Source organism: Corynebacterium tuberculostearicum (assembly GCF_022347385.1).
GTDB lineage: Bacteria > Actinomycetota > Actinomycetes > Mycobacteriales > Mycobacteriaceae > Corynebacterium > Corynebacterium tuberculostearicum_M.
The window spans coordinates 1-19,125 of the sequence record NZ_JAKRDT010000022.1 but is presented as its reverse complement, the minus strand read 5'-3'; the positions used below and the strand labels follow the sequence as shown (position 1 = coordinate 19,125).

Sequence of the window (19,125 nt, the reverse complement as noted above, 5' to 3'; positions counted from 1 at the left end):
GGTGGGGGTATGAAGGACTTACAAAATGGCGGGACAACTCGGGGTACCAGCCCAGCGGAAGAAGCTTTATTAAGGCTCAATTCTGTGTTGGAGGCAGAAGATTCACCGGCACCAGTGGATATATTCGTGCAAGGAACCGAGCAAACAATCGCAATTCCACGAGAGATCGCCGAAACCCTGCAAAAAGTTCTCGCCATCGAAGCGGCAGGGAAATCGGTCCGCGTAGTGCCCGAGGAATCCGAATTCACCACGCAACAGGCAGCAGACTTTCTCAATGTTTCGCGGCCACACGTTGTAAAGCTTATTGATGAAGGGAGCCTTCCCGGCTACAAAGTTGGGTCCCATCGCCGCGTGAGTCTTGCGGATCTGCAGAAATACAAGAATGAAAGAGATGCCAGTCAGCGCCGTGCCGTAGCTGAATTGACAGCCTTATCGGAGGACCTGGAGCTTTATTAGTGGGGCGGTTGACGGTTGTTTATGACGCCAATGTGCTCTACCCGAGCTTGCTTCGTGATGTCCTGATAAGGGTGGCTGGTAGCGGTGTATTCCGTGCCCGATGGACGGAGAGAATCCTAGATGAAGTCTTCTTTAACTTGCAGCGCAATCGTCCTGATTTAGACCCTAAGAAGTTATCCCGCACCCGTAGATTGATGTGTTTAGCGGTCGAGGATTGTCTTGTGACTGGATACGAGGAATTAATTGATGATCTATGGCTACCAGATCCGAATGACAGGCATGTCCTAGCGGCAGCAATTAGTTGTGGTGCTCAAAGTATCATTACTGAAAATGTAAAAGACTTTCCTTGTTCCATTCTTGATGGTTTTGGCATTAGACGGCAGAGCGCAGATGAGTTTTTGTGCGAATTGATCGCTTCTTCGCCCGCGATTGTGCAGCATTCGATTGAGGACGCGGCTGCCGCTTTTAAAAAGCCACCGCGAAGTGTGGACGAGGTCCTAACGGCATTAGCGTTATCGGGAACACCGAGGGCAGTTGAAATGCTTCGTTCTTAAATTTTCAAACGTGTCGTCTGATTTATGCAGCGCAGGATGGCCTAGAAGATGTGCCGCTTGTGGGGCGGCTGTACGAGCCTGTGTAGCGATTAGAAGGTAGTGACGGGGCGGACCTGGTTGGCTAGGTCAACGAGCGCGTAGCGGTGGCGGCTAAACGGTGCCTGGCGCGCGAGGGCGCGGAGTGTCTCGGAGAGACCGGTGCGCAGGCCACGCTGGGTAAAGGCGTATTCGAAAAGGTCGTTGGGGGAGGCGGCGCGCGAGAGATCGGCATTGCGCAGGAAATTCAGGCCGGCGGAGATGACGGCAATCTTGATCTGGAGGAAGCGCGGCTCGTTGGTGGGGACCTCTTCGAGGCGTCGGGCAGCGCGGCGGATGCGGGACTCGGAGAGATCGTGGACGATGAGCTGCAGGATCGTCGTCAAGCGGGCCATGCGATAGTGGCGCGAGGCATTGGGGACCTTGTCGAGGACCACGACGGCTACCTCCACCTGGCCTTCGGAGCGTAGCTGTCGGGCGAGGCCAAAGGAGGAGGAGACGGTGGTGGGGTTGGTGGACCACACAATGCCGTAGAGGCGCATGGAGTTAAAGCGTAGCGCGGCCGGATCCTGGGTGACGTGGTTCCAGATTTCCGGCTGGCCCTCGAAGGCGGAGTTAGGGAGATCGGCCAGCGTGGAATGCATATTGGAGCAGGCCCGCGCCACGGTGGGGTCAATAAGCGCGGTATCGCTATAGTCCAGCTGCTGCAGGATGAGCTCGTTGATGGCGGCAATGGCGAGCTTGGGGGCCGCCTCGCCCGGCAGGAGGTCGAGGACGGTGGAGAAGTATTTTTGAGCGTCACGGTAGTCGTCGTGAAGCAGCTCGGTAATGCCGGCGTACCACTGGAAGCGCCAGTCCCGGCCGAGGCGATCCTCGATGGAGCTCAGCCACTGGCGGGCTTGGCCGGTATAGCCCAGGTCGATCATGGAGCGCACCACGCCCAGCGGGATTTCGGCCGAGTGCTCGTACTCGGGGGTCTGCATGGCCTGGCGGAGGGTCTCCAGGGCCTCCTGTGGCTCCGCATAGGAAGCGCCCTGCAGCAGGCCGGCGCCCACGTCATCGCGGTCCAGCAGCGGGGTAGGCAGGGCGGAGACGACCTCGGGGGCGGTGATCTGGACGGTGCGATCGATGCCGTCGATAAGCTGATCCGTGCGGAAAACCAGGTGCTTGGTGCCAAAAGTGGTACGTTGCGGCGAGAACAGCGAATGCTGAGAGGGGTACTGCAGGCCGTCGCGGATGGCAATGACCTCGCGCAGCACGCCGTAGAGCTGGGTGCGCAGCTCCTTGATGGAGGTAAAGCGGCGCTCCGGATCCGGGTCGGTGGCGCGCTGCAGAAGGCGGTAGAGCGACAGGAAGCGACGCAGCTCCGGCTCCTCGGTTGGGGTGGGGATGCCGGGCAGGTAGACGCCGTCCTCGGTAGGCAGCTTGAGGCACAGCGAGGCCAGGGTACGGCCGATGGTGTAGATATCGCTGGCGATGGACGGGCCCTCGGTGGCCACTTCCGGGGCCTGGTAGCCCTTGGTGCCGTAGATATAGCCAAACGCGCCAATGCCGGAGACCGCGCCTAGGTCAATGAGCTTGACCTGGTCCTCGGTGACGATGATGTTATCCGGCTTTAAGTCGTTATAGACCACCCCGCGCGAATGCAGGTACTCCAGGGCCGGCAGGATTTCTAGGATATAGGCGATGGCGATATCGACCGGCAGGAGCTTATCCGGCTGCTTTTTGCGCCTGCTTCTTAGCGACGGCCCGCCGACATACTCCATGACAATAAAGCCGCCGGGCACCCGAGCGTCATCGATGAAATTGAAAATCTTGACGATGCCAGGGTGGGTAATATCGGCGAGAAATTCGCGTTCTGCCACCGCAGCGGCGGTTTCATCGGCCGATTTTTGGGCCTGCATACCTTTGAGAACCACCACTCTTCCGGAGACAAAGTGATCATTGGCCAGGTAAATCCAGCCCATGCCGCCGTGGGCGATAACGCCCAAGATTTCGTACTGGCCGGCCACCATGTCACCGGGCTGTAGCTGTGGCGGCGGAATCTTCTTGCCGGAGGATTCCTCGGTGGGGTCAATGAGGGCATCGGTCGGCTCGGCCGGGGTGATAAACGGCAGGCGCACCATGCCATCGGCCACGCGGCGCTCGGAGCGGTGGGTGCCGCGGCGCTCGCGGAAGGTGTCGAGCGCGCGGCGGCGTGAGCGTTGCGAGGAGTCCTCTTGGGATTTTTGGGCGCGCTGCTGTTCGCGTTGGGCGCGGATATTGTCTAGGTCTGCTAACAGGGTGGAAATGTGGTCTGGGTCGATGGAACCATCGGCGTCCTCGTCTTCGTCCGCGAAGGGATCGAAGGCAACCGCGGAGGTCCCGGCGTCTTCGCCGGGCTCATCCTCATCGGCGAAGGGGTCGAAGGCCACGGCCGCAGTGCCCTCGTCGTCCTCGTCCGCAAAGGGGTCGAAAGCCACGGCGGCGGTAGCTGGGCCGTCGTCTAAGGGGGCATCGTCTAGCGCATCCGGCTCCTGCGCGGAGTTGGCGGCATTGGTGGGCTGGCGGAAGGCGCGCTGGGTATCGAGGTTCTCCGGCTCGATGTATTCGAGCTCGTCATCGCTGAAATTCGGGTTATGGCTCATGGCTTAGCGTCCTCCTCGATGTACTTTCCGGCCGGCAGGGTGGGCTCCTCCAGGTAGGCGCCGAGCCACTCCTCAAAAATGGAAGACCAAGTGCCGTCGCGGCGGATGCGCTCGAGCGTGGAATTTACTTGGCGCAGCAGCGGGCGGGTGTCATGCTGCTTGCTGGGGCGGCGCACGGCCACGCCGTAATTCTCGGTCTCTAGCGGCTCGCCCACGATGGAGGTATAGGAGTCTTGGGCGGCCATGCCGGAGAGCAAGGCATCATCGACGACGATGCCATCGGCCTGGTTAAGCTGCAGGGCCATCAGGCAATCGCCCCAGGAACGGGTAACCAAGATATCGGACTTGGGGGCGTGTTCGCGGATGGTTTCCAGTGCGGTGGACGCGCCCACACCGCATAGGGTCTTGCCGGCGGCGTCCTTGACGGACTTAATACCGGAATTGGTGAGCACCAGCATGCGGGTTTGAGTGTTCATATAGGGAATGGAAAAGGCCACGTCGTGCTCGCGCTCCGGGCTGATGGTCATGGTGCGCACGATCATGTCCACCGCGCCGGTATTGAGGGCATTAACGCGGTCGGAGGATTCTATGAAGCGGAAGTCCACCTTATTGGGATCGCCGAAGATATCGCGGGCAATCTCGCGGGCGATATCCACCTCGAAGCCGCGCACGTCGCCGGTGGCGGCATCGCGGTAACTCATCAAGTTATTGGAACGATCCACGCCGACGATGAGCCGACCGCGCTTGACGATGTCCGGCACCCGCTCCTTCGCCTTCTTATCGTCCGGGCGGTAGCTGCCCTTAATCTCTTCCTCAGAGGCGCGCTGCGCGGCGGTGGAGCCGGCCTTTTCAACCTTCGCCCCTTCCGGCAGCGGCGGGCCCGGCCGGGAGTCGAGGGGGCGCTCGGCGGGCGCCTCCAGCGGCGGGGTGGAGCGAACATCGCAGGAGGCGAGCGGTAGCGCGGCGCAGGCGCAGGTGAGCGCGGCGAGGACGAGGCGTGTGCGGCGCATTAGAGGTACTCCTGCAGTCGGGGGCGGATGCCCAGCCACACGGCAATAATGGCGCACAAGGTCAGCAGGAACACGGCCGAGGACACCGCTGTCATAGCGGTCAGTCCGCGCTCTAAGTAGCTGCGCATGGCGATGCGCGCCTGGCCGATGAGATCCGAGAGCTCCGCGTCGAGCTCATCATAGGAACGCGCCGCGGTCATCTCTCCGTCCTTGGGCTCGGTGGCCGTGGCCTGGTAGATGGCCTCGTCATAGTCGCCGTCCTTGAGCGCACCCATGAGTTTGTCGTGAGTGCCGCGCCACTGCTCGGCGGCCGCCCGGGCGCTGTGGATGAGTTCTGGGTCGGTGACCTCCACATCCTCATCATTGAGCGCTTCTTCATAATCCTCGAGGGCCCCTTCGATGGAGTTGATGGAGCTGGAAAAACGCACCATTGAATCCTCCTCGGAGGAGCGCAGCACCAGCGCGAGGGTCTCGGAGGTGCGCGCCTGCTGCGCCTCAATTCGTGAGGCCGTGAGCGAATCCCACGGGCGTGAGGCCGTCTCGAAGCCCTGGTGGCCGGTGGACCAGGTGGCGAGGTTGGATAGCGCCACCCAGGAGATGGCCAAGAAAAGCAGCACGCTGGCAGTTAAGAAGCCGCGGTTAAAACGCCGGCGGGTCTGGCGCCACAGCCACCATTGGGCCACGGCGAGGAAGAAGAGCGCCGCCAAGAGGCCGGAGAGCGGCACCCACTGCGGCGAGGTGAGCTCTTGCTGCTGCTGGTTTACCTTGGCGGTGGTCAGCTGGAATAGCTCGGAGGCAGCCGGCAGAATACGCTCGCGCATGAGCGCCGAGGCATTGGACATATAGGAATTGGCCACCGCATTGCCCGCCCGGTGATTGGCGCGGGCCTTTTCCACCATTGCGGTATAGACGGGCAGCTCGCGTTGGATAAAGGTCACCAGCTCGCGCACCCGGCCATCCTCTTTGGTGGTGCCCAGCACGGATTCGGTAGCCGCCACTGAGGCGGCATCGATGGCCTCGTTATAGCTATCGCGGTTGCGCTCCGATTCCACGCCGGCCTGTACGAAGCCGGTGGTGGCCACGGTATCGGCCACTGAGAGCGAACTATAAAGGTGGTGTGCCGCGTTTGACATCGGCTCGGTGGTGGTCAGCAGCTCGTCTAGGTCGGAGTGGCGGGCGGCGGAAGATTGGGACATCGATAAGCCGGCGGCGCCTAGGGCAACGGTGAGAATGAGCGTGACCGTAAAAAGCTTGCCTGGGGTGGTGGAGGCGAAGTAGTAGAAGCGGCGCAGCAGGCGCGCCGGGCCCGCGAACCATTCCATGGCGCGGCTGCTGAGCCCGCTGAAGGCCGGGCCGGTGGGCGCGGTGACCTCATCGAGCCAGTGATCGCTCGGGTGAGCGTGCTCGTCGTGCACGCTTTCTGCCCGGACTGCCTGCTCGGTCATTCACTTAGAATAGCGCCCGCAGTGTGCTGGGCGCCACCATATACCCGCGTGTGTGGCTAGGATAGGCAGCATGCATAACCCTCACAGTGGAGACGGCTGGGCGGCAGGCCCCGGCGGCATTCGCGTCTGGGGAAAATTTGGTGCCGCCGGCCTGTTCCTCGTCGCCGGGCGCAAGGTGCTCCTCCAACACCGCGCCGCGTGGACCAATCACGGCGATACCTGGGGGATTCCGGGTGGCGCCCGCGATTTTACGGAGACTCCCACCCAGGCCGCGCTGCGTGAAACCCATGAAGAATGTGCGATTGCACCCCAGGACGTAGAGGTGCTCGATGCGCGAGTAACGGCCGGGCCCTATCCCGCGGCGGGGGATCTGCCGGGGGAGTGGACCTACACCACCGTCCTAGCACGCACGCGCACCGGCGCCCCGCTTCCTACTACAGCTAATGAAGAGTCCTATGAGCTGCGCTGGGTGCCTTTTGAGGAGGTAGAAAGCCTCCCCCTCCTGGCCGCCTTCCGCCACGCCTTTCCCATCCTGCGGGAGAGCGTGGAGGCATTAAACAGGTAAAGTTGCCGGATTTATGGCACGCTAGTGCCATGATCGAAGTAGAAGGACTGACTAAACAATATAAGTCTGTCCGCGCCGTTGATGATCTCACCTTTCAGGTAAAACCCGGCATGGTCACCGGGTTCCTGGGCCCCAATGGCGCGGGCAAATCCACCACCATGCGCATGATCCTGGGCTTGGATACTCCCACAGGCGGTAGGGCGCGCATCAATGGCAAGCGCTACCACGAGCTGAAGGATCCCCTGCGTGAGGTAGGCGCCTTGCTCGATGCCAAAGCGGTGCACCGCAACCGCAGCGCCGCCAACCATCTGAAATGGATTGCGCAGTCCAACGGCATTTCTACTTCCCGCGTTGACGAGGTCTTGGGGCTGGTAGGGCTTTCCGACGTCGCCGGTAAGAAGGTCGGCGGCTTCTCCCTCGGCATGGGCCAGCGTCTGGGCCTAGCCGGCGCGCTGCTCGGTGACCCCGGCATCCTCATCCTGGATGAGCCGGTCAACGGCCTCGACCCAGAAGGCATTCGCTGGGTCCGCCAGCTCGTGCGCGCCCTGGCCGATGAGGGCCGTACCATTTTGATTTCCTCCCACCTGCTCTCGGAGATGTCTCAGACCGCCGATCACCTCGTGGTCATTGGTAAGGGCCGCTTGGTGGCGGACCAGCCCACCTATGACTTTGTGAAGGACCACTCGCAGTCCTCCGTGCTGGTGCGCTCCGACCATCTCGATGCCTTTAGCTCCGCGCTGCGTGCCGAGGGAATCGCCTTTACTGAGTCCACCGACGAGGAAGGCCGCCCCCGCCTGGTGATTTCCAACCAGACCACCGACTTCGTGGGCCAGCTGGCCTACTCCACCGGGGTGCCGCTTAATGAGCTCAGCCTCAAGCGCGCCTCCTTGGAGGATGCCTTCATGGAGCTTACTGGCGACGCCGTCCAGTACCACGGCTCCAGCGGCGCCCCCAACCCGGGCACCGCTGGCGCCGCCACTCCGTTCGCTCGACCCACCCAGCAGGAGGTTTAATTCGCCATGCTGAATACCTTGAAGTCCGAATGGACCAAGCTGCACACCACCCGCTCCTTCTGGTGTACCACCTTCATCTTCCTTTTCTTTGCCTGGGGTTGGGCCATCCTCAATGCTCGTTTGACTAAGCCGGCAGAAAATCCTGAAGAGGCAGCGATGGGCATGGGGGTTATCACCTCGGATGGCGCGGTGTCTTTCCTATTGTTCCTCGGCCTGCCCGTGCTCATGATCCAGGCCATCATGATCGTGACCACCGAGTACCGCTTTGGTACGCAGACCATTACGTTTATGGCTACCCCGCGCCGCTGGTCGGTGGCCTTGGTTAAGCTGCTCATGTACGCGGTTATCGCGGCCGCGCTGACCTTTATCGCCGTGGCGGGCGCCTACCTGCTTACCGAGCTTTTTGCCCACGATGAAGTAGCCGCGGAATTTCACCCTTGGGATGACGAGATGGGCCAAAAGCAGCTGTGGAAGTACCCGCTGGCTGCCGCGCTGCTCGTCCTTTTCTCGCAAGGCCTAGGACTGCTGCTGCGCTCGACGGCTGGTGCCGTGGCAATTGGCCTCATCCTTTTCCTCGGCGTGGACAATCTCGTAGCCACCATCCCCAAGGTCGGCAGCAAGCTGGTGAACTACATGCCGTTTAAGTCTTTCCAGTCCTGGCTGCTGGAGATGGAACCTGTTGATGCTCCGTGGAAGGAAAACTGGGGATTTTGCCTGGTATTTGTTGCCTGGGCCGTTATCCTGTGGGGCCTCGGTGTCCTCTTGTTGCAAAAGCGCGACGCCTAAGCGGCTCTAACGCACAGCACCGCCCCGGATGGCAGCTCATGGGCTGCCTGCCGGGGCGGTTACTTGTCTCCGCAACAGCTTTCCTTTGAGGCTGGTGGCTAAGCCTAGAAGTTTGTCTGGATTATCTGCGGGACGTTGTTAAGAAAGTGCCCTCTGTGCTGCGCGCACGAGTCGGGCGAGCGTGGCGGCGTCTAGCGCGTACTCGTAGTCTCCACCGCCCCCGTGGGCTTCGATGAACAAGGCGCACAGGTGCGTGTCCTGGGCTTCATGAACAATGTCCGTCACCGCTTCACCCACCAAAGCGCATCGTTGACATGCAATGTGTACACTGCCCAGCCTGAATGTGCAGTGTAAATGTTTAGATTAGAGTTATATGTACCCCTCATATAGGTTATTTTGAATACCTTTCGCGAGACGCGAAAATCGAGTCTGCGCATGTGCTCATCTGGCGTTTTAACGAATTATTTAGTTTTTAGATAAGGTTTCAAAACACACATCTATGGACTGTGTGCAACCGTAGCGATACCCTAACTCAGGCTGTCAATTATCTGGTGTTCAGCTGTTTTTAAATGCGGTGGTGTGAAAGGGCTACGGATGAAATTCGCTAAGAAGCTGACTGCAACTATTGCGGTATGTGCAAGTGTTACTTTTGCTGGTGCTGGTGTTTCAAGTGCCAAGGTTTTTTCACGGTCATTGGATTGGTGGTCGTATTGAAGAGGCGTATCACCGGCTTGGTGGGTGGAAGACTTTTGGTGACGCTACAACTGATGAGCGTGTAGCTAAAAATAATGGTCGGTTCCAGGTGTTTGCTAAGGATGCCTCCATTTACTGGCATGCCGGTGTTGATAATGGAATTGCTCACCAGGTGGGTGGGCGTATTCGCAATAAGTGGGGAGATCTTGGCTGGGAAGGCGCGGCCTTGGGATATCCCATTACTGATGAGTTGAAGACCCCTGATGGTAAGGGGCGGTTTAACCATTTCCAGGGCGGGTCTATCTACTGGTCGCCAGAGACTGATGCTCATCAAGTGTGGGGAGGAATTCGCGATAAATGGGCTCAGCAAGGCTGGGAGACCGGTGAGCTAGGATACCCAACCACTGATGAGTTGCTTACCCCAGAAAAGACTGGGCGCTACAACCATTTTCAAGGCGGATCTATCTACTGGTCACAAGCTGGCGGGGTCCATAGTATTTCTGGCCCCATTCGGGATTTTTGGGGAAGTCAGGGATGGGAGCGTAGCTCTTTGAAGTTTCCCACATCGGAAAAATACGCTGCAGGCGGAGGCATAAAGCAGGATTTCCAGGGCGGATCTATTCAGTATTTTGAACCTACTGGCAAGGCCCTGGAGGCTTATGACAATCAGAATATTTCGAGTTACCGTCAGATTTATCCACTGTTTAACACCACCGACTTCAAGCGGTGGCATGCAGCCGGGGTTTATCGTGAAGTTATCCAAAACATGGATAAGTACTTTCCTCTCTCAGGGTGCCCTGACGAAATTACCGAGGGCTCCGTATGCACTTTTACAGGTGTGGGCGGAGCTAAAAGCAAAGTAACCGTAGAGCGTATCTCTGATGAAGGGTTTTCACTGGTTACTGCTAGTGATCATCCTGAAGGCGGCGGCAGAACACTAAACATCCGATTCGATGAAGTAGCTTCCCCCAATGCAGATGATGACGATGTTGTCTTCGACAACGACAGCGTAGAAAATTCCTACACCGGCTCTGACAAAACATGGGTTCGCCTCGTAGTCGAATCCTTTGGCCCGACACAGACCTCAAAGGTTCAAGGTCCTTTTAGCTCCGATCACATTGGTTCACAGGTATGGAGCAAGTTTGCCGGAACTGTGCGTTCAACCATTAATTCCTCTTCGACGACGTATATCCCGTTGTCGAAGTAACCACGGTGTTCAACTGCGTACCTAGATTCAAGGAGCCTATTGTGAATTCTTTTGTCCAACGCTTATCTATCGGAGTACTTACCTGCATAGTTTCTGCTGGTCTTGCTACCTCTCCCGCACTAGCGGAAACGCCTGTGAACACCACAGCAGGCGACGGTGGTCTCGTTCAAAAAGACTGTGCTACTGGGGCGGAGTACGTGCGTATTGATTCTTCAGAGCTGGAAAATTCTAAAGCGTGCTTTTTCCTTACAAAGCCCACAGGCTGGGTGGCCGTGAACATTACGGGATCGTATGGAGTTGTCAATCGCTTAAAAGTACCGGTTTCAGTGGCCTTTAAGTTGCCTGATGGTGATGTGTACTGGCAGCGAGTAGTGGAACCAGGAAAAATCCAAAGCATCGACGTTGGCAATAATCGTTCTACCGTTGTTGAAATGCAGGTCACCCCGGTAGCGACCTCAACCGGTGCTGGCACTGGCGACCTTAGCGTGGATACAGCCAACCCACACGTGATCAGTATGCGTTCTGCTGGCCGATATGCCGGCGGAAAAATACTGCGATTGTCTTGGGCCGGAGTAGAACTATCAAGCATAGATAGAAACTCAGGCTTTAATGATCGCCTCGACGCGTCTTTTAAAGTAGTCCCAGCCCGCGATGGTTCTCAGTGCCTGTCCTTGGAAGCAGCCGCATATCCAGGCGTCTTCTTGACCATGCACTCTAACGGATCGGTAGCTGTTCAAAGCAACCCGAACGCCAAAGGTGCAACGTGGTGTCCTGCAAGTGTGGCAGAAACTCCCACAGGAACTCGCCTTGCTTCGGCACTAAATCAAAATCGTGTTCTCACAGCAAGTGGGACGCAAAAGGTTGCGACCACCACTTCTCGCACGAGTGAATCGGTGTGGTTTATCGACCAGGGCCTTGCCCTACCCGGGAAGTAAACACAAAACATGTAATAAAAGGGCCGCCACTGTGTATGCCTTTTCAGGCTGCTTTCGCTGTAACGCATAGCGCCCAATTAACCCATACCTTTAGATAAGAAAGCCCGCACATGCGCTACAAGCATCATCACCCTGCGAAGACAGTGACACATTGCGCTCGAAAAATCATGTCCGTTATCACCGCTGCTGCAGTAGGGCTTAGCCTTTCGTCAGCGCATGCGCTTGCCCAAGTAGATCAACGCGACCTGGGTGCTGAGATTGCTGATGAACAGCAAGCGCGAAACTATGCCATTGAAATGGTGAGCACCAACTTCCCTGCCTCGCAGGCAGCTGCTGAAGAAGTACTTCGAGGCGGGCAAGAAGAATTATCTGCTTATGCGAAATCAGGCATGGATGAGGCCCGCACTCAAGACCTTCGCCAAATAGTGGTGACAATCTCTTCACTATCTGAAGAAAACGTTCAAAACGCAGCCAAACAGGCACTTGATGCAGGTGATATCGACAGTCTTAGCAACTTTATCGATACTGGGTGGCAAACAGCCCAAACCGAAGATGATCGTGCCACCGCGTGGAAAGCGACCCAAGCGCCAGAAGGAAGTGTCCTTAAATCAGCAGCCGAAAAGGCACTATCTACAGACACTGAAGAAGCCCTAAGCGAGTTTGCAGCAACAGGTGCAGATAAAGCTCGCTGGGATGATAAACGACGCGAAGTCTACGAACTTTCCCGATCCCCACTCCCATCAGTTGCTGCAGGCGCTTCAGAAGCACTGATGACAGATACAGATACAGCAATTGAGTCGTATCTTCGCTATGGGCAGTTTGTTGATGCGGCCCAAGACTCAGAGAAGATGAGTATTACCGAACTGGTCGATACCGCTATCGAAGAGTCCGATAAAGCCCAGCGTGCCGCAAGCTTCGCTGCAACAAACGCTGACCAAGCCAGACGGGCAACAGAGGCATCTCGACAGGCTACTCAAAAAGCAAAAGATGAGGCACTAGCCGCCGATGCAGCACAAGTAAGGGCAGGCAATGCCGCAGCGTCGGCAGGAAAGCTTGCTAACCAGTCTGCCCAAGTAGCCGATAACGCAGTGGCTGCAGCAGCAGAAGCACGACAAGCCTTAGCCCAAACTGCCGATGCTCTAGCTCGTGCAGCCTCTGCTGCTTCTCGGGCACGGATTGCAGCCCAAGAAGCAGCATCCCGTGCTTCTGCGGCAGGTTATGACGCCTCCATGGCATCTCAAGCGCGCCAAGCAGCCGAACAAGCTCGTGATGCTGCACGGGCTGCTGACAAAGCCGCGCAATCTTTTGTCCACGCAGACGCCGCCGCCGGTTTTGCCCGCACCGCCAGCGGCGCCGCAGCCAGCGCTGCAAACAATGCTGATGCGGCAGCAGCCGCTGCATCCGAAGCAGCAGCCGCCGCAGGAGCCGGTGACCAAGCCGCTGCAGAAGCACGAGCAGGTGCCGCACGAGCACGCGCAGCAGCCTCTCGAGCACGAGCAGCCTCTAACGAAGTCGACGGAATCGTCAACCAGATCACCGAACTAGTACAAAAAGCCCGTACAGCAGCTCGACAAGCCGCCGACCACGCAAATAAAAGCGCCCAAGCCGCAGAAGACGCGGCACGAGAAGCCGGCAATGCCTCTGCCGCCGCACAAAGAGCCGGCGCTAATGCTCAATCAGCCCAAGAATCAGCGATAAAATCCATCGAGGCCATCAACCTTGCCAATGACATCGCCAAACTTTCTCAAGAAGCTGCCACCCAGCGCCAAGAACAAGAAGCCCAATACCTCAAAGACCAAGCAGTATATGCACGTGAACTCGAAGATGCACAAGATAAGGTAGTCCACGATAACAAAGAAGAAAAACAACGCCTGCAAGCAGATCTGACAGAACTTTCCTCTCTAGCGCAAGTTCCTGAGGAGAGCATCGACACTGCAAAGGTTCAGCAACTTACAGTCTCTGCTTTACAAGTAGGCGATTCCATGGTCCAGGGCGGCGCTCAAGTCGCACTCCAAACCGGATCTCAAGAAGATCTTCTGGCCTTCGTGAAGTCTTTCGACTCCCTTAAGTACCAAGACAATGTCACCAAGGCCCAATTCTTGTGGCAGGCAGATCCCAATCCAGAAATCCGCAAAGCTGCCGACGAGCATATCGAAGACCCTCCAGCAGAGTTAGACACGTTCCTTAACGAGACTGTTCACACTATGAAAGTCCCAGAACTAACTCGACAAGCTTGGCAGCTTCGCGACGCCGGCGGCAATACCGTTAAGGAAAAAGCTGACGCAGCCATTTCTTCTGGAACCTACGATGACCTTGTCGATTTTGTCGTTGAAGGCGGCTTTGAAAAAGCTCGATATGAAGACCAACAACGTCAAGCCTACGAACTCGCAAGAACCGGCGGACCCGAACTTAAAGCTTCTGCAGAAGCAGCTGTGCTCGGCGACCGAGCCATGCTCAACGAGTTTGTCTCTGTTGAAGCTTTTCGAAAGTCTGGCGATGATGCCGAACGCACAGTTTACAACGATAGTATCAACGCTCTACTTCAACAAGGTTTTTCCGCAGCGCAAAAAGCATCCGAAAACGCCGCTAAAGCCCAGCAGTCCTACTATGCCGCCTATGGCGATTCTGTAAAAGCAAGAGACTACGCCAATCAAGCTTCGCAGTGGGCAGGAAAGGCAGCTCAATCTGCCCGAATCGCACAAGACCATGTGCGCAACGCAGAAAACTCCCTACGCTTTGCTCTAGCCCAGAAAGAGCGAGCTCATACTGCCGCTAACCAAGCGGAAGCAGATGCGCGACAAGCTGGCGCCAATGCCGACGCGGCTACTAGCTATGCCTTACAAGCACACCAATCAGCAAATGACGCTGCAAGTTCTGCTGCAACCGCACGCCAATCAGCAAATGCAGCCGGCTACGACGCTCAGCGGGCAGGCCAAGCAGCTCAAGAAGCTTACGACGCAGCAATCCAAAAGCAACTCGCAGAAGAAGCAGAACTACAAGAAGCTTCCATGGCTGGAGCAGGTGAAAACGCACCGACAAGCGTTCTCGATGCCATTAAAGAAACCATCGGTAAAGAAGCACTAAACATCCTGCTTGATTTTATAGGCGTTACCGACGTAATCAATTGCTTCAAGGGAGAAATCTCAGGCTGCCTCTGGACCGCATTAAGTTTCATCCCAGGTGGGGCCATTGTTAAGTTCGGCAAAGGATTAAAGGCGGCATCGGCTATCCGGAAACTCTTAGCCAAGCTCCCAGATGTCAAGAAACTCCTAAGCGTACGCAAGCAACAAAAAGCAGACCGCCTTATTGCTGGGCTGAGTAAACCAGGAAAATGCGGGATCACACTAGCAGCATCTCGCCAACAACCGACGTATTCCTTCGCCATACACAGGCCAACACACAACAAGGCTAAAGCATATATTCAGCCTGCTATCTCGCGCTGCGGCGGATATCCCAGGACATTTACTGTCCATCAGCTCGATATCCACACGTTAACCCCAGATGAACTTAACGTGTTCATGAAATGGGACAGGACAACACCGCTAAGCGATATTAAAGCTTCCGAAATCATGGCCTTTGGGTACAAGACCAAGGAGACGCAAGTCATTGCGGCAATTTCGAGCCTCCAAGATAAGGTTGCAAATTCAGTAATTCAAGTCCCAGTAACTCAACCGCATATCCTAAATAAAATTGGTTTGCGGAATGCTCCTAAACCATTGGATCTGCATAAGCGAACAGTTGGGAAAACCTCCGCGCAAAACCAGTTTGCCCAGATGCAAGTATTATTCGCACAGAAGCGAGGCGCATCGGCTGCACGATTAAATCAGCGTGATGTTGATTTTGTCTACGATGAAAAACTTGACAAAAAGGTTCTAAAGACTCTTAGTCGCGGACGCCCTGACGTTAATATTGTCGATAGCTCTGGCCGGTCAATAAAGACGGAGTTTGATCGACCTCCTGCACCACGAGCGTTTCACCATGCACGCCAACTATTGGATGCCAATCCGAATGCAGACGTCTGGCTTCTTACACTCGACGACATCGACGAATCCGACGACCTCATGAAAGTCATCACGGCCAATCGAAACGCAGTAGATAGCTACAACCCTTAACTTGGAATGGGATGAGAATGACCCTTTACCTTCGCCGAGATATTGATTATCTGTTTGCGCCATATTCCTATGACCAATTGTTCCTAAAACTTCCCTACGACTATGCCGTAGAGGCGGCTTCACGCTCGCGAATTTTCATCACGCCTGAAGGTGCTGCCAACAGTTACTGGTCACAGCAATATGTAGAGATTGACACGACGGTCGATGACCTTCCCAACGCGCTGCGCCTTGGGGTACGGGATCCGAAGATTCCTCGCCGTTGGACGGCAGTCCTGGAAACCAAGAATCCTGAATGGGTATGGTTCCTGTGCGATAGGCCTATGGAATACGAACAGTTTCTGAGTTTCATTGGACTTGTTGGATCGATTCCTTTCGTCCCGGGAATGACCCAAGTGCTTATCCAGGACCATCCTGACGAGCGAGAGCTAGAGGACGCACTCGGCTCACGCACTGGCACTAAGAACCTCACGGTCCACTCCTATGACATCCATGCCGCTATTGGACTTTCAGAACCAGTACCCGAAAATCGAGGCGAGCAATTCTTCGACGTAGGCATCGGTGAAGGCGAGTCAAGGTTTCAAGCATTTACACAATGGCCAGAGGCGGAAGAATTTCACTTCCCTGGGTTGGAAAGACTAAAAGCTAAGAAAGGACCTTTACGGAAACGGTTTACTACCCAGGATCTGGCTGACTGCGCGCATCTTTTTGGGCTAGATCCTTTCAATAGAGATTTCCTCACCGGACGTGCCACGCTAATTAATGCAGGCTACCCTCTTGCGCAAGCCTATGGATCTTCAGCAATTTTTGATTATCCAGAGCACACGTGGGATCGAGAACATGAAAGGAGTGAAGGTTAATGAAGAAGTTTTTCTTCACCGAGTCCATCGCACCTATATCGTACGAAGTAAAACTCCTTCGATTTCCAATTGAAACTGTCGTCAAGGAATTTGAGAAGTGGGCTTCAGGCTTCGATAGCCCTTATGCAAAACCCTATCTTTACAGGGAAAATCACAAGGTCGAGTGCAACGTCCATGTCAAAAAAGTAGCGGCTGGCAGAAACCAACTAGCAGGACTAATCAAGCCACAGAATCATATTCTTCAGTTTGTTTTTGTTCCTACTAACTCGGAGTGGACGGCTGTATTCGGGCCATGCTCATTCCCACAATCAACTAAGCTCCCAGGAATTGCCGAGTTTTCCTACGACCTTGCACTCCAGCAAGAAATTACGCCGCAGGTCCCGTACTACATTTCTATAGAGCATGAACCATGGGTAGACAACACTGATGAAAATTTTTCCCGCCGAGCAAGCTATGGAATGCTTCGTTTTTCAATGCGTGCGATTCCTTCGAAACCTTATGAAACTTACCTCGATTGCTATGTATACCGCTGTCTGACAAATGAAACTGCTAAAAATTCCAATGGCCGGTGGTATCGATATATGAGGTTTCTTTCTGATCAAACCGAACCGTTTAAAGACTACGGTTTTGATTTTGATTCCTTGCCAAAGGTCACTGAGTTTCCGGAAGAGTCTTTTACCGACGAGCACGCGCGGATTATGTGGTCCCAGTTTGGAGAAAAGCAGGTCGAAGACATCCTCGCGCCGCTGGGTGTGTCCCCGTATGACGATTCCTTTTATGGGACAGAAGGCTATCTAGTGCGCTTAACTCCGGCGCAGGTTGCAGATACTTATGAGGATCAATTGGTAGAAGCGAAAGACTACGATCCGCCGGCGCGTATCCCTCTAGAGAAGTATCAGTTCTTCCAGGGACTTCATGACGGGCCTATCCGAGCTTGGTCATCGATCCCTGTCTCAGAGCAAGGATGAGTTAGAGATGAACATTCCTACAACAATCAATGCATACGCAGTTGCCCTCGCAGATCTTGGCCACCACGTGTATCTCGGTACTGAGACCGGTCAGATCACGAGAAACCTCCCCATCGATGGACTGCAGGCTTTTATCAGAGCCAATCATGAGTATGAATCGACAGAGGCAACTTTTCTCATTCCTGGTCTTGTTTCAGATGAAATGACCGCGTTGGCACTGATCAGTGCCTTGCAACAATCTTCGACAGGTTTATGCCGCTTTGTTGTCAGCGAGGGGCAAATACAGGCAAAGGCATCTCTACTAGTCGGAGAATTCCTGACAGCTGCGCGGCTGCAGGCATGGTGGCGTCGAAGCCTTGACGAGGTGGAGCAGTGGTATGCGCAAGCGCTCGCCTATTCAATTATCTCTTCCAGCAATACAACTTCTGTACCCGCACGCCTTCAACCACAAGGCGAGGTGCTGGATATCTTTAGCGATGTTGCGTCCCCCGATGCACAAAAGTGTGAAAGCGTTACTGTTGAGAGAGTTGAAATGTGTATGGCACGTCTTACCGGAGTAATGCCGGAGACTCGTATGGCAGGCAACTTTCAAGTGGTAGAAACAAGTATTGGCGGGCAATTCTTGGATATTGAAGTGGCAGAAAACGAACTGCGCTTTACCATTGGTTCATCGCTCAATAACCAGCATCCGGCTTTGAGTACGGCACTGGCTCAGGCTATTAATCAGCTCCATGTTTTTGAACCAGCGCCCACGGCATTTGTCCTCGACTCCGGAGAACATGTCGAGCTTTATACGCGGGCCGTGGTCGATACGTCCGTCGGACTTGATGACCAAGCATTGCTAAATGCAATACAAAAGTGGGGACCATACGTCTATGACTTTAACGAAAGAATCTTTGCCCAACTGCAAGGATAGACCTTGTGGGGATCCAGGGACGCCTTACCTCCAACTTTTGCGAGGATCTTCTTGCGCTACCCGTCGCACTTGAGAATCTGTCATAGCCCAGGCAGGGTAGCTAGCGTCGATGGCTTTAAGTACTGTCAGAAGATCGTTGAGTCGTCCTCGGATGTTGGTTTCCAAGAGGTTTTCTTGGTGTGATACTCGGTTGCGTAAACGTGTCAGTCTTTCGACTTTCTTCCCAATGTTTTCCCTCGATTGGTCCTTAAGGTCAACGCGGGGAAAGGCGTGGTGTAAGCACTCTTTCCACAGTATTTTTGCGTTTGGACGATGGTCTGGCAACGCTTCTCCGAGAAGATTCGACCAATTACCTAATGTGAGTTGAGCTATTACATCATCATGGCTGAGCGGAGCGTTCTTGCGCGCGTGTCCATTGCGGCGACGCTGAGATTCTTTCCGAGCCCATTTTCTAGCCTGTCCAATTGGCCCTTTGAACATGTCGTATAAAAGCTGTGCTGATTGGTGTTCAAGGGACCAGTCTCTGGAGCCTTTTTCCTTATCGTTCCAGTCTTGAAGTGCGTTGTTCATAGCGTTGCGTGTTAGAACCTCAAAGTAAGACAGCTGAGAGTGTAACGCCCCCGCCAGTCGAGTATTCCAGCGGTATGAAGTGTCCCGGGTTTTGTTCCTAGGCATTTGCCTTGATTTCCATTATTTCTTGGGCCGGGTTGGTTTCCCAAAACTCTGACTCAACCTCAGCTGGCGTGCGATAGCCGAGACTTTGGTGAAGCCGTACCTCGTTCCACCAATTAACCCATTCAAACGTCGCGATCTCCACGTCAACTACGCTGTCCCACGACCGCCGATGAATCAGCTCATTTTTGTAGGAACCGTTGACGTTTTCGGCCAAAGCATTGTCATAGGAATCTCCTACTGTCCCGGTAGAGGCAGCAATTCCATACTCAG

The 19,125-nt window shown here is 55.5% G+C and carries 16 protein-coding genes; 11 read left to right on the top strand and 5 right to left on the bottom strand.

What is annotated here, in order from left to right:
• Positions 1-9: 9 nt before the first annotated feature.
• A complete protein-coding gene (locus MHK00_RS10630; RefSeq protein ID WP_250411743.1) occupies positions 10-456 on the top strand; it encodes a helix-turn-helix domain-containing protein in 447 nt (148 codons plus the stop codon).
• Positions 456-1,010, top strand: coding sequence for a VapC50 family PIN domain-containing toxin (locus MHK00_RS10625; protein ID WP_250411740.1), 555 nt, complete (start codon positions 456-458; stop codon positions 1,008-1,010). Before MHK00_RS10630 ends, MHK00_RS10625 begins: the two co-directional genes overlap by 1 nt.
• An 89-nt stretch (positions 1,011-1,099) precedes the next feature.
• Here the strand turns inward: MHK00_RS10625 and MHK00_RS10620 are convergent, their stop codons facing one another.
• Genes MHK00_RS10620 through MHK00_RS10610 form a run of 3 tightly spaced genes read right to left on the bottom strand, consistent with a single transcriptional unit; the run spans position 1,100 to position 6,128 of the window.
• Positions 1,100-3,673, bottom strand: coding sequence for a serine/threonine protein kinase (locus tag MHK00_RS10620; protein ID WP_250411739.1), 2,574 nt, complete (start codon positions 3,671-3,673; stop codon positions 1,100-1,102).
• Complete coding sequence (locus MHK00_RS10615; RefSeq protein ID WP_250411737.1) at positions 3,670-4,683, bottom strand: glutamate ABC transporter substrate-binding protein; 1,014 nt, start codon at positions 4,681-4,683, stop codon at positions 3,670-3,672. Before MHK00_RS10615 ends, MHK00_RS10620 begins: the two co-directional genes overlap by 4 nt.
• Positions 4,683-6,128 (bottom strand): GlnX family signal transduction membrane protein, encoded by a 1,446-nt coding sequence (locus MHK00_RS10610; protein WP_250411734.1) that lies wholly within the window; start codon positions 6,126-6,128, stop codon positions 4,683-4,685. Before MHK00_RS10610 ends, MHK00_RS10615 begins: the two co-directional genes overlap by 1 nt.
• Positions 6,129-6,198: 70 nt before the next feature.
• Here MHK00_RS10610 and MHK00_RS10605 point away from each other — a divergent pair, with 70 nt between their 5' ends.
• The 9 genes from MHK00_RS10605 to MHK00_RS10565 all read left to right on the top strand — a co-directional run bounded on the left by MHK00_RS10605 (position 6,199) and on the right by MHK00_RS10565 (position 18,180).
• Positions 6,199-6,693, top strand: a complete 495-nt coding sequence (locus MHK00_RS10605) for an NUDIX domain-containing protein (protein ID WP_005325579.1) — start codon at positions 6,199-6,201, stop codon at positions 6,691-6,693.
• A gap of 29 nt (positions 6,694-6,722) precedes the next feature.
• The gene (locus tag MHK00_RS10600; protein ID WP_150851244.1) at positions 6,723-7,706 is read left to right on the top strand and encodes an ABC transporter ATP-binding protein; all 984 of its coding nucleotides are present in this window, start codon (positions 6,723-6,725) and stop codon (positions 7,704-7,706) included.
• 6 nt (positions 7,707-7,712) lie between these two features.
• Positions 7,713-8,492: an ABC-2 transporter permease family protein gene (locus MHK00_RS10595; RefSeq protein WP_250411732.1), complete on the top strand. Its 780-nt coding sequence runs from the start codon at positions 7,713-7,715 to the stop codon at positions 8,490-8,492.
• Between the two features lie 634 nt (positions 8,493-9,126).
• Positions 9,127-10,392: an LGFP repeat-containing protein gene (locus MHK00_RS10590; RefSeq protein WP_250411730.1), complete on the top strand. Its 1,266-nt coding sequence runs from the start codon at positions 9,127-9,129 to the stop codon at positions 10,390-10,392.
• 41 nt (positions 10,393-10,433) lie between these two features.
• The gene (locus MHK00_RS11980; protein WP_179387022.1) at positions 10,434-11,327 is read left to right on the top strand and encodes an AbfB domain-containing protein; all 894 of its coding nucleotides are present in this window, start codon (positions 10,434-10,436) and stop codon (positions 11,325-11,327) included.
• A gap of 167 nt (positions 11,328-11,494) precedes the next feature.
• Positions 11,495-15,439, top strand: a complete 3,945-nt coding sequence (locus MHK00_RS10580) for a coiled-coil domain-containing protein (RefSeq protein WP_250411728.1) — start codon at positions 11,495-11,497, stop codon at positions 15,437-15,439.
• Between the two features lie 17 nt (positions 15,440-15,456).
• A complete protein-coding gene (locus MHK00_RS10575) occupies positions 15,457-16,296 on the top strand; it encodes a hypothetical protein (RefSeq protein ID WP_040425393.1) in 840 nt (279 codons plus the stop codon).
• A complete protein-coding gene (locus tag MHK00_RS10570) occupies positions 16,296-17,264 on the top strand; it encodes a hypothetical protein (RefSeq protein WP_250411726.1) in 969 nt (322 codons plus the stop codon). Before MHK00_RS10575 ends, MHK00_RS10570 begins: the two co-directional genes overlap by 1 nt.
• A 7-nt stretch (positions 17,265-17,271) precedes the next feature.
• The gene (locus tag MHK00_RS10565) at positions 17,272-18,180 is read left to right on the top strand and encodes a hypothetical protein (protein ID WP_005325305.1); all 909 of its coding nucleotides are present in this window, start codon (positions 17,272-17,274) and stop codon (positions 18,178-18,180) included.
• A 24-nt stretch (positions 18,181-18,204) separates the two neighbouring features.
• Here the strand turns inward: MHK00_RS10565 and MHK00_RS10560 are convergent, their stop codons facing one another.
• Positions 18,205-18,750 carry a hypothetical protein gene (locus MHK00_RS10560; protein ID WP_005325306.1) on the bottom strand — a complete coding sequence of 182 codons (546 nt, stop codon included), beginning with the start codon at positions 18,748-18,750 and terminating at the stop codon, positions 18,205-18,207.
• Between the two features lie 97 nt (positions 18,751-18,847).
• Positions 18,848-19,125 (bottom strand): integrase core domain-containing protein (locus MHK00_RS10555; RefSeq protein ID WP_250411724.1); only part of this gene is annotated, 278 nt, incomplete at its 5' end.

Excerpts from the sequence above, each read along its gene's own strand:
- MHK00_RS10595 (WP_250411732.1), top strand. The coding sequence starts at position 7,713 with ATGCTGAATACCTTGAAGTCCGAATGGACCAAGCTGCACACCACCCGC.
- MHK00_RS10605 (WP_005325579.1), top strand. The coding sequence starts at position 6,199 with ATGCATAACCCTCACAGTGGAGACGGCTGGGCGGCAGGCCCCGGCGGC.
- MHK00_RS10610 (WP_250411734.1), bottom strand. The coding sequence starts at position 6,128 with ATGACCGAGCAGGCAGTCCGGGCAGAAAGCGTGCACGACGAGCACGCT.
- MHK00_RS10565 (WP_005325305.1), top strand. The coding sequence starts at position 17,272 with ATGAACATTCCTACAACAATCAATGCATACGCAGTTGCCCTCGCAGAT.
- MHK00_RS10615 (WP_250411737.1), bottom strand. The coding sequence starts at position 4,683 with ATGCGCCGCACACGCCTCGTCCTCGCCGCGCTCACCTGCGCCTGCGCC.
- MHK00_RS10570 (WP_250411726.1), top strand. The coding sequence starts at position 16,296 with ATGAAGAAGTTTTTCTTCACCGAGTCCATCGCACCTATATCGTACGAA.
- MHK00_RS10580 (WP_250411728.1), top strand. The coding sequence starts at position 11,495 with ATGTCCGTTATCACCGCTGCTGCAGTAGGGCTTAGCCTTTCGTCAGCG.
- MHK00_RS10560 (WP_005325306.1), bottom strand. The coding sequence starts at position 18,750 with ATGAACAACGCACTTCAAGACTGGAACGATAAGGAAAAAGGCTCCAGA.
- MHK00_RS10630 (WP_250411743.1), top strand. The coding sequence starts at position 10 with ATGAAGGACTTACAAAATGGCGGGACAACTCGGGGTACCAGCCCAGCG.
- MHK00_RS10600 (WP_150851244.1), top strand. The coding sequence starts at position 6,723 with ATGATCGAAGTAGAAGGACTGACTAAACAATATAAGTCTGTCCGCGCC.
- MHK00_RS10620 (WP_250411739.1), bottom strand. The coding sequence starts at position 3,673 with ATGAGCCATAACCCGAATTTCAGCGATGACGAGCTCGAATACATCGAG.
- MHK00_RS10575 (WP_040425393.1), top strand. The coding sequence starts at position 15,457 with ATGACCCTTTACCTTCGCCGAGATATTGATTATCTGTTTGCGCCATAT.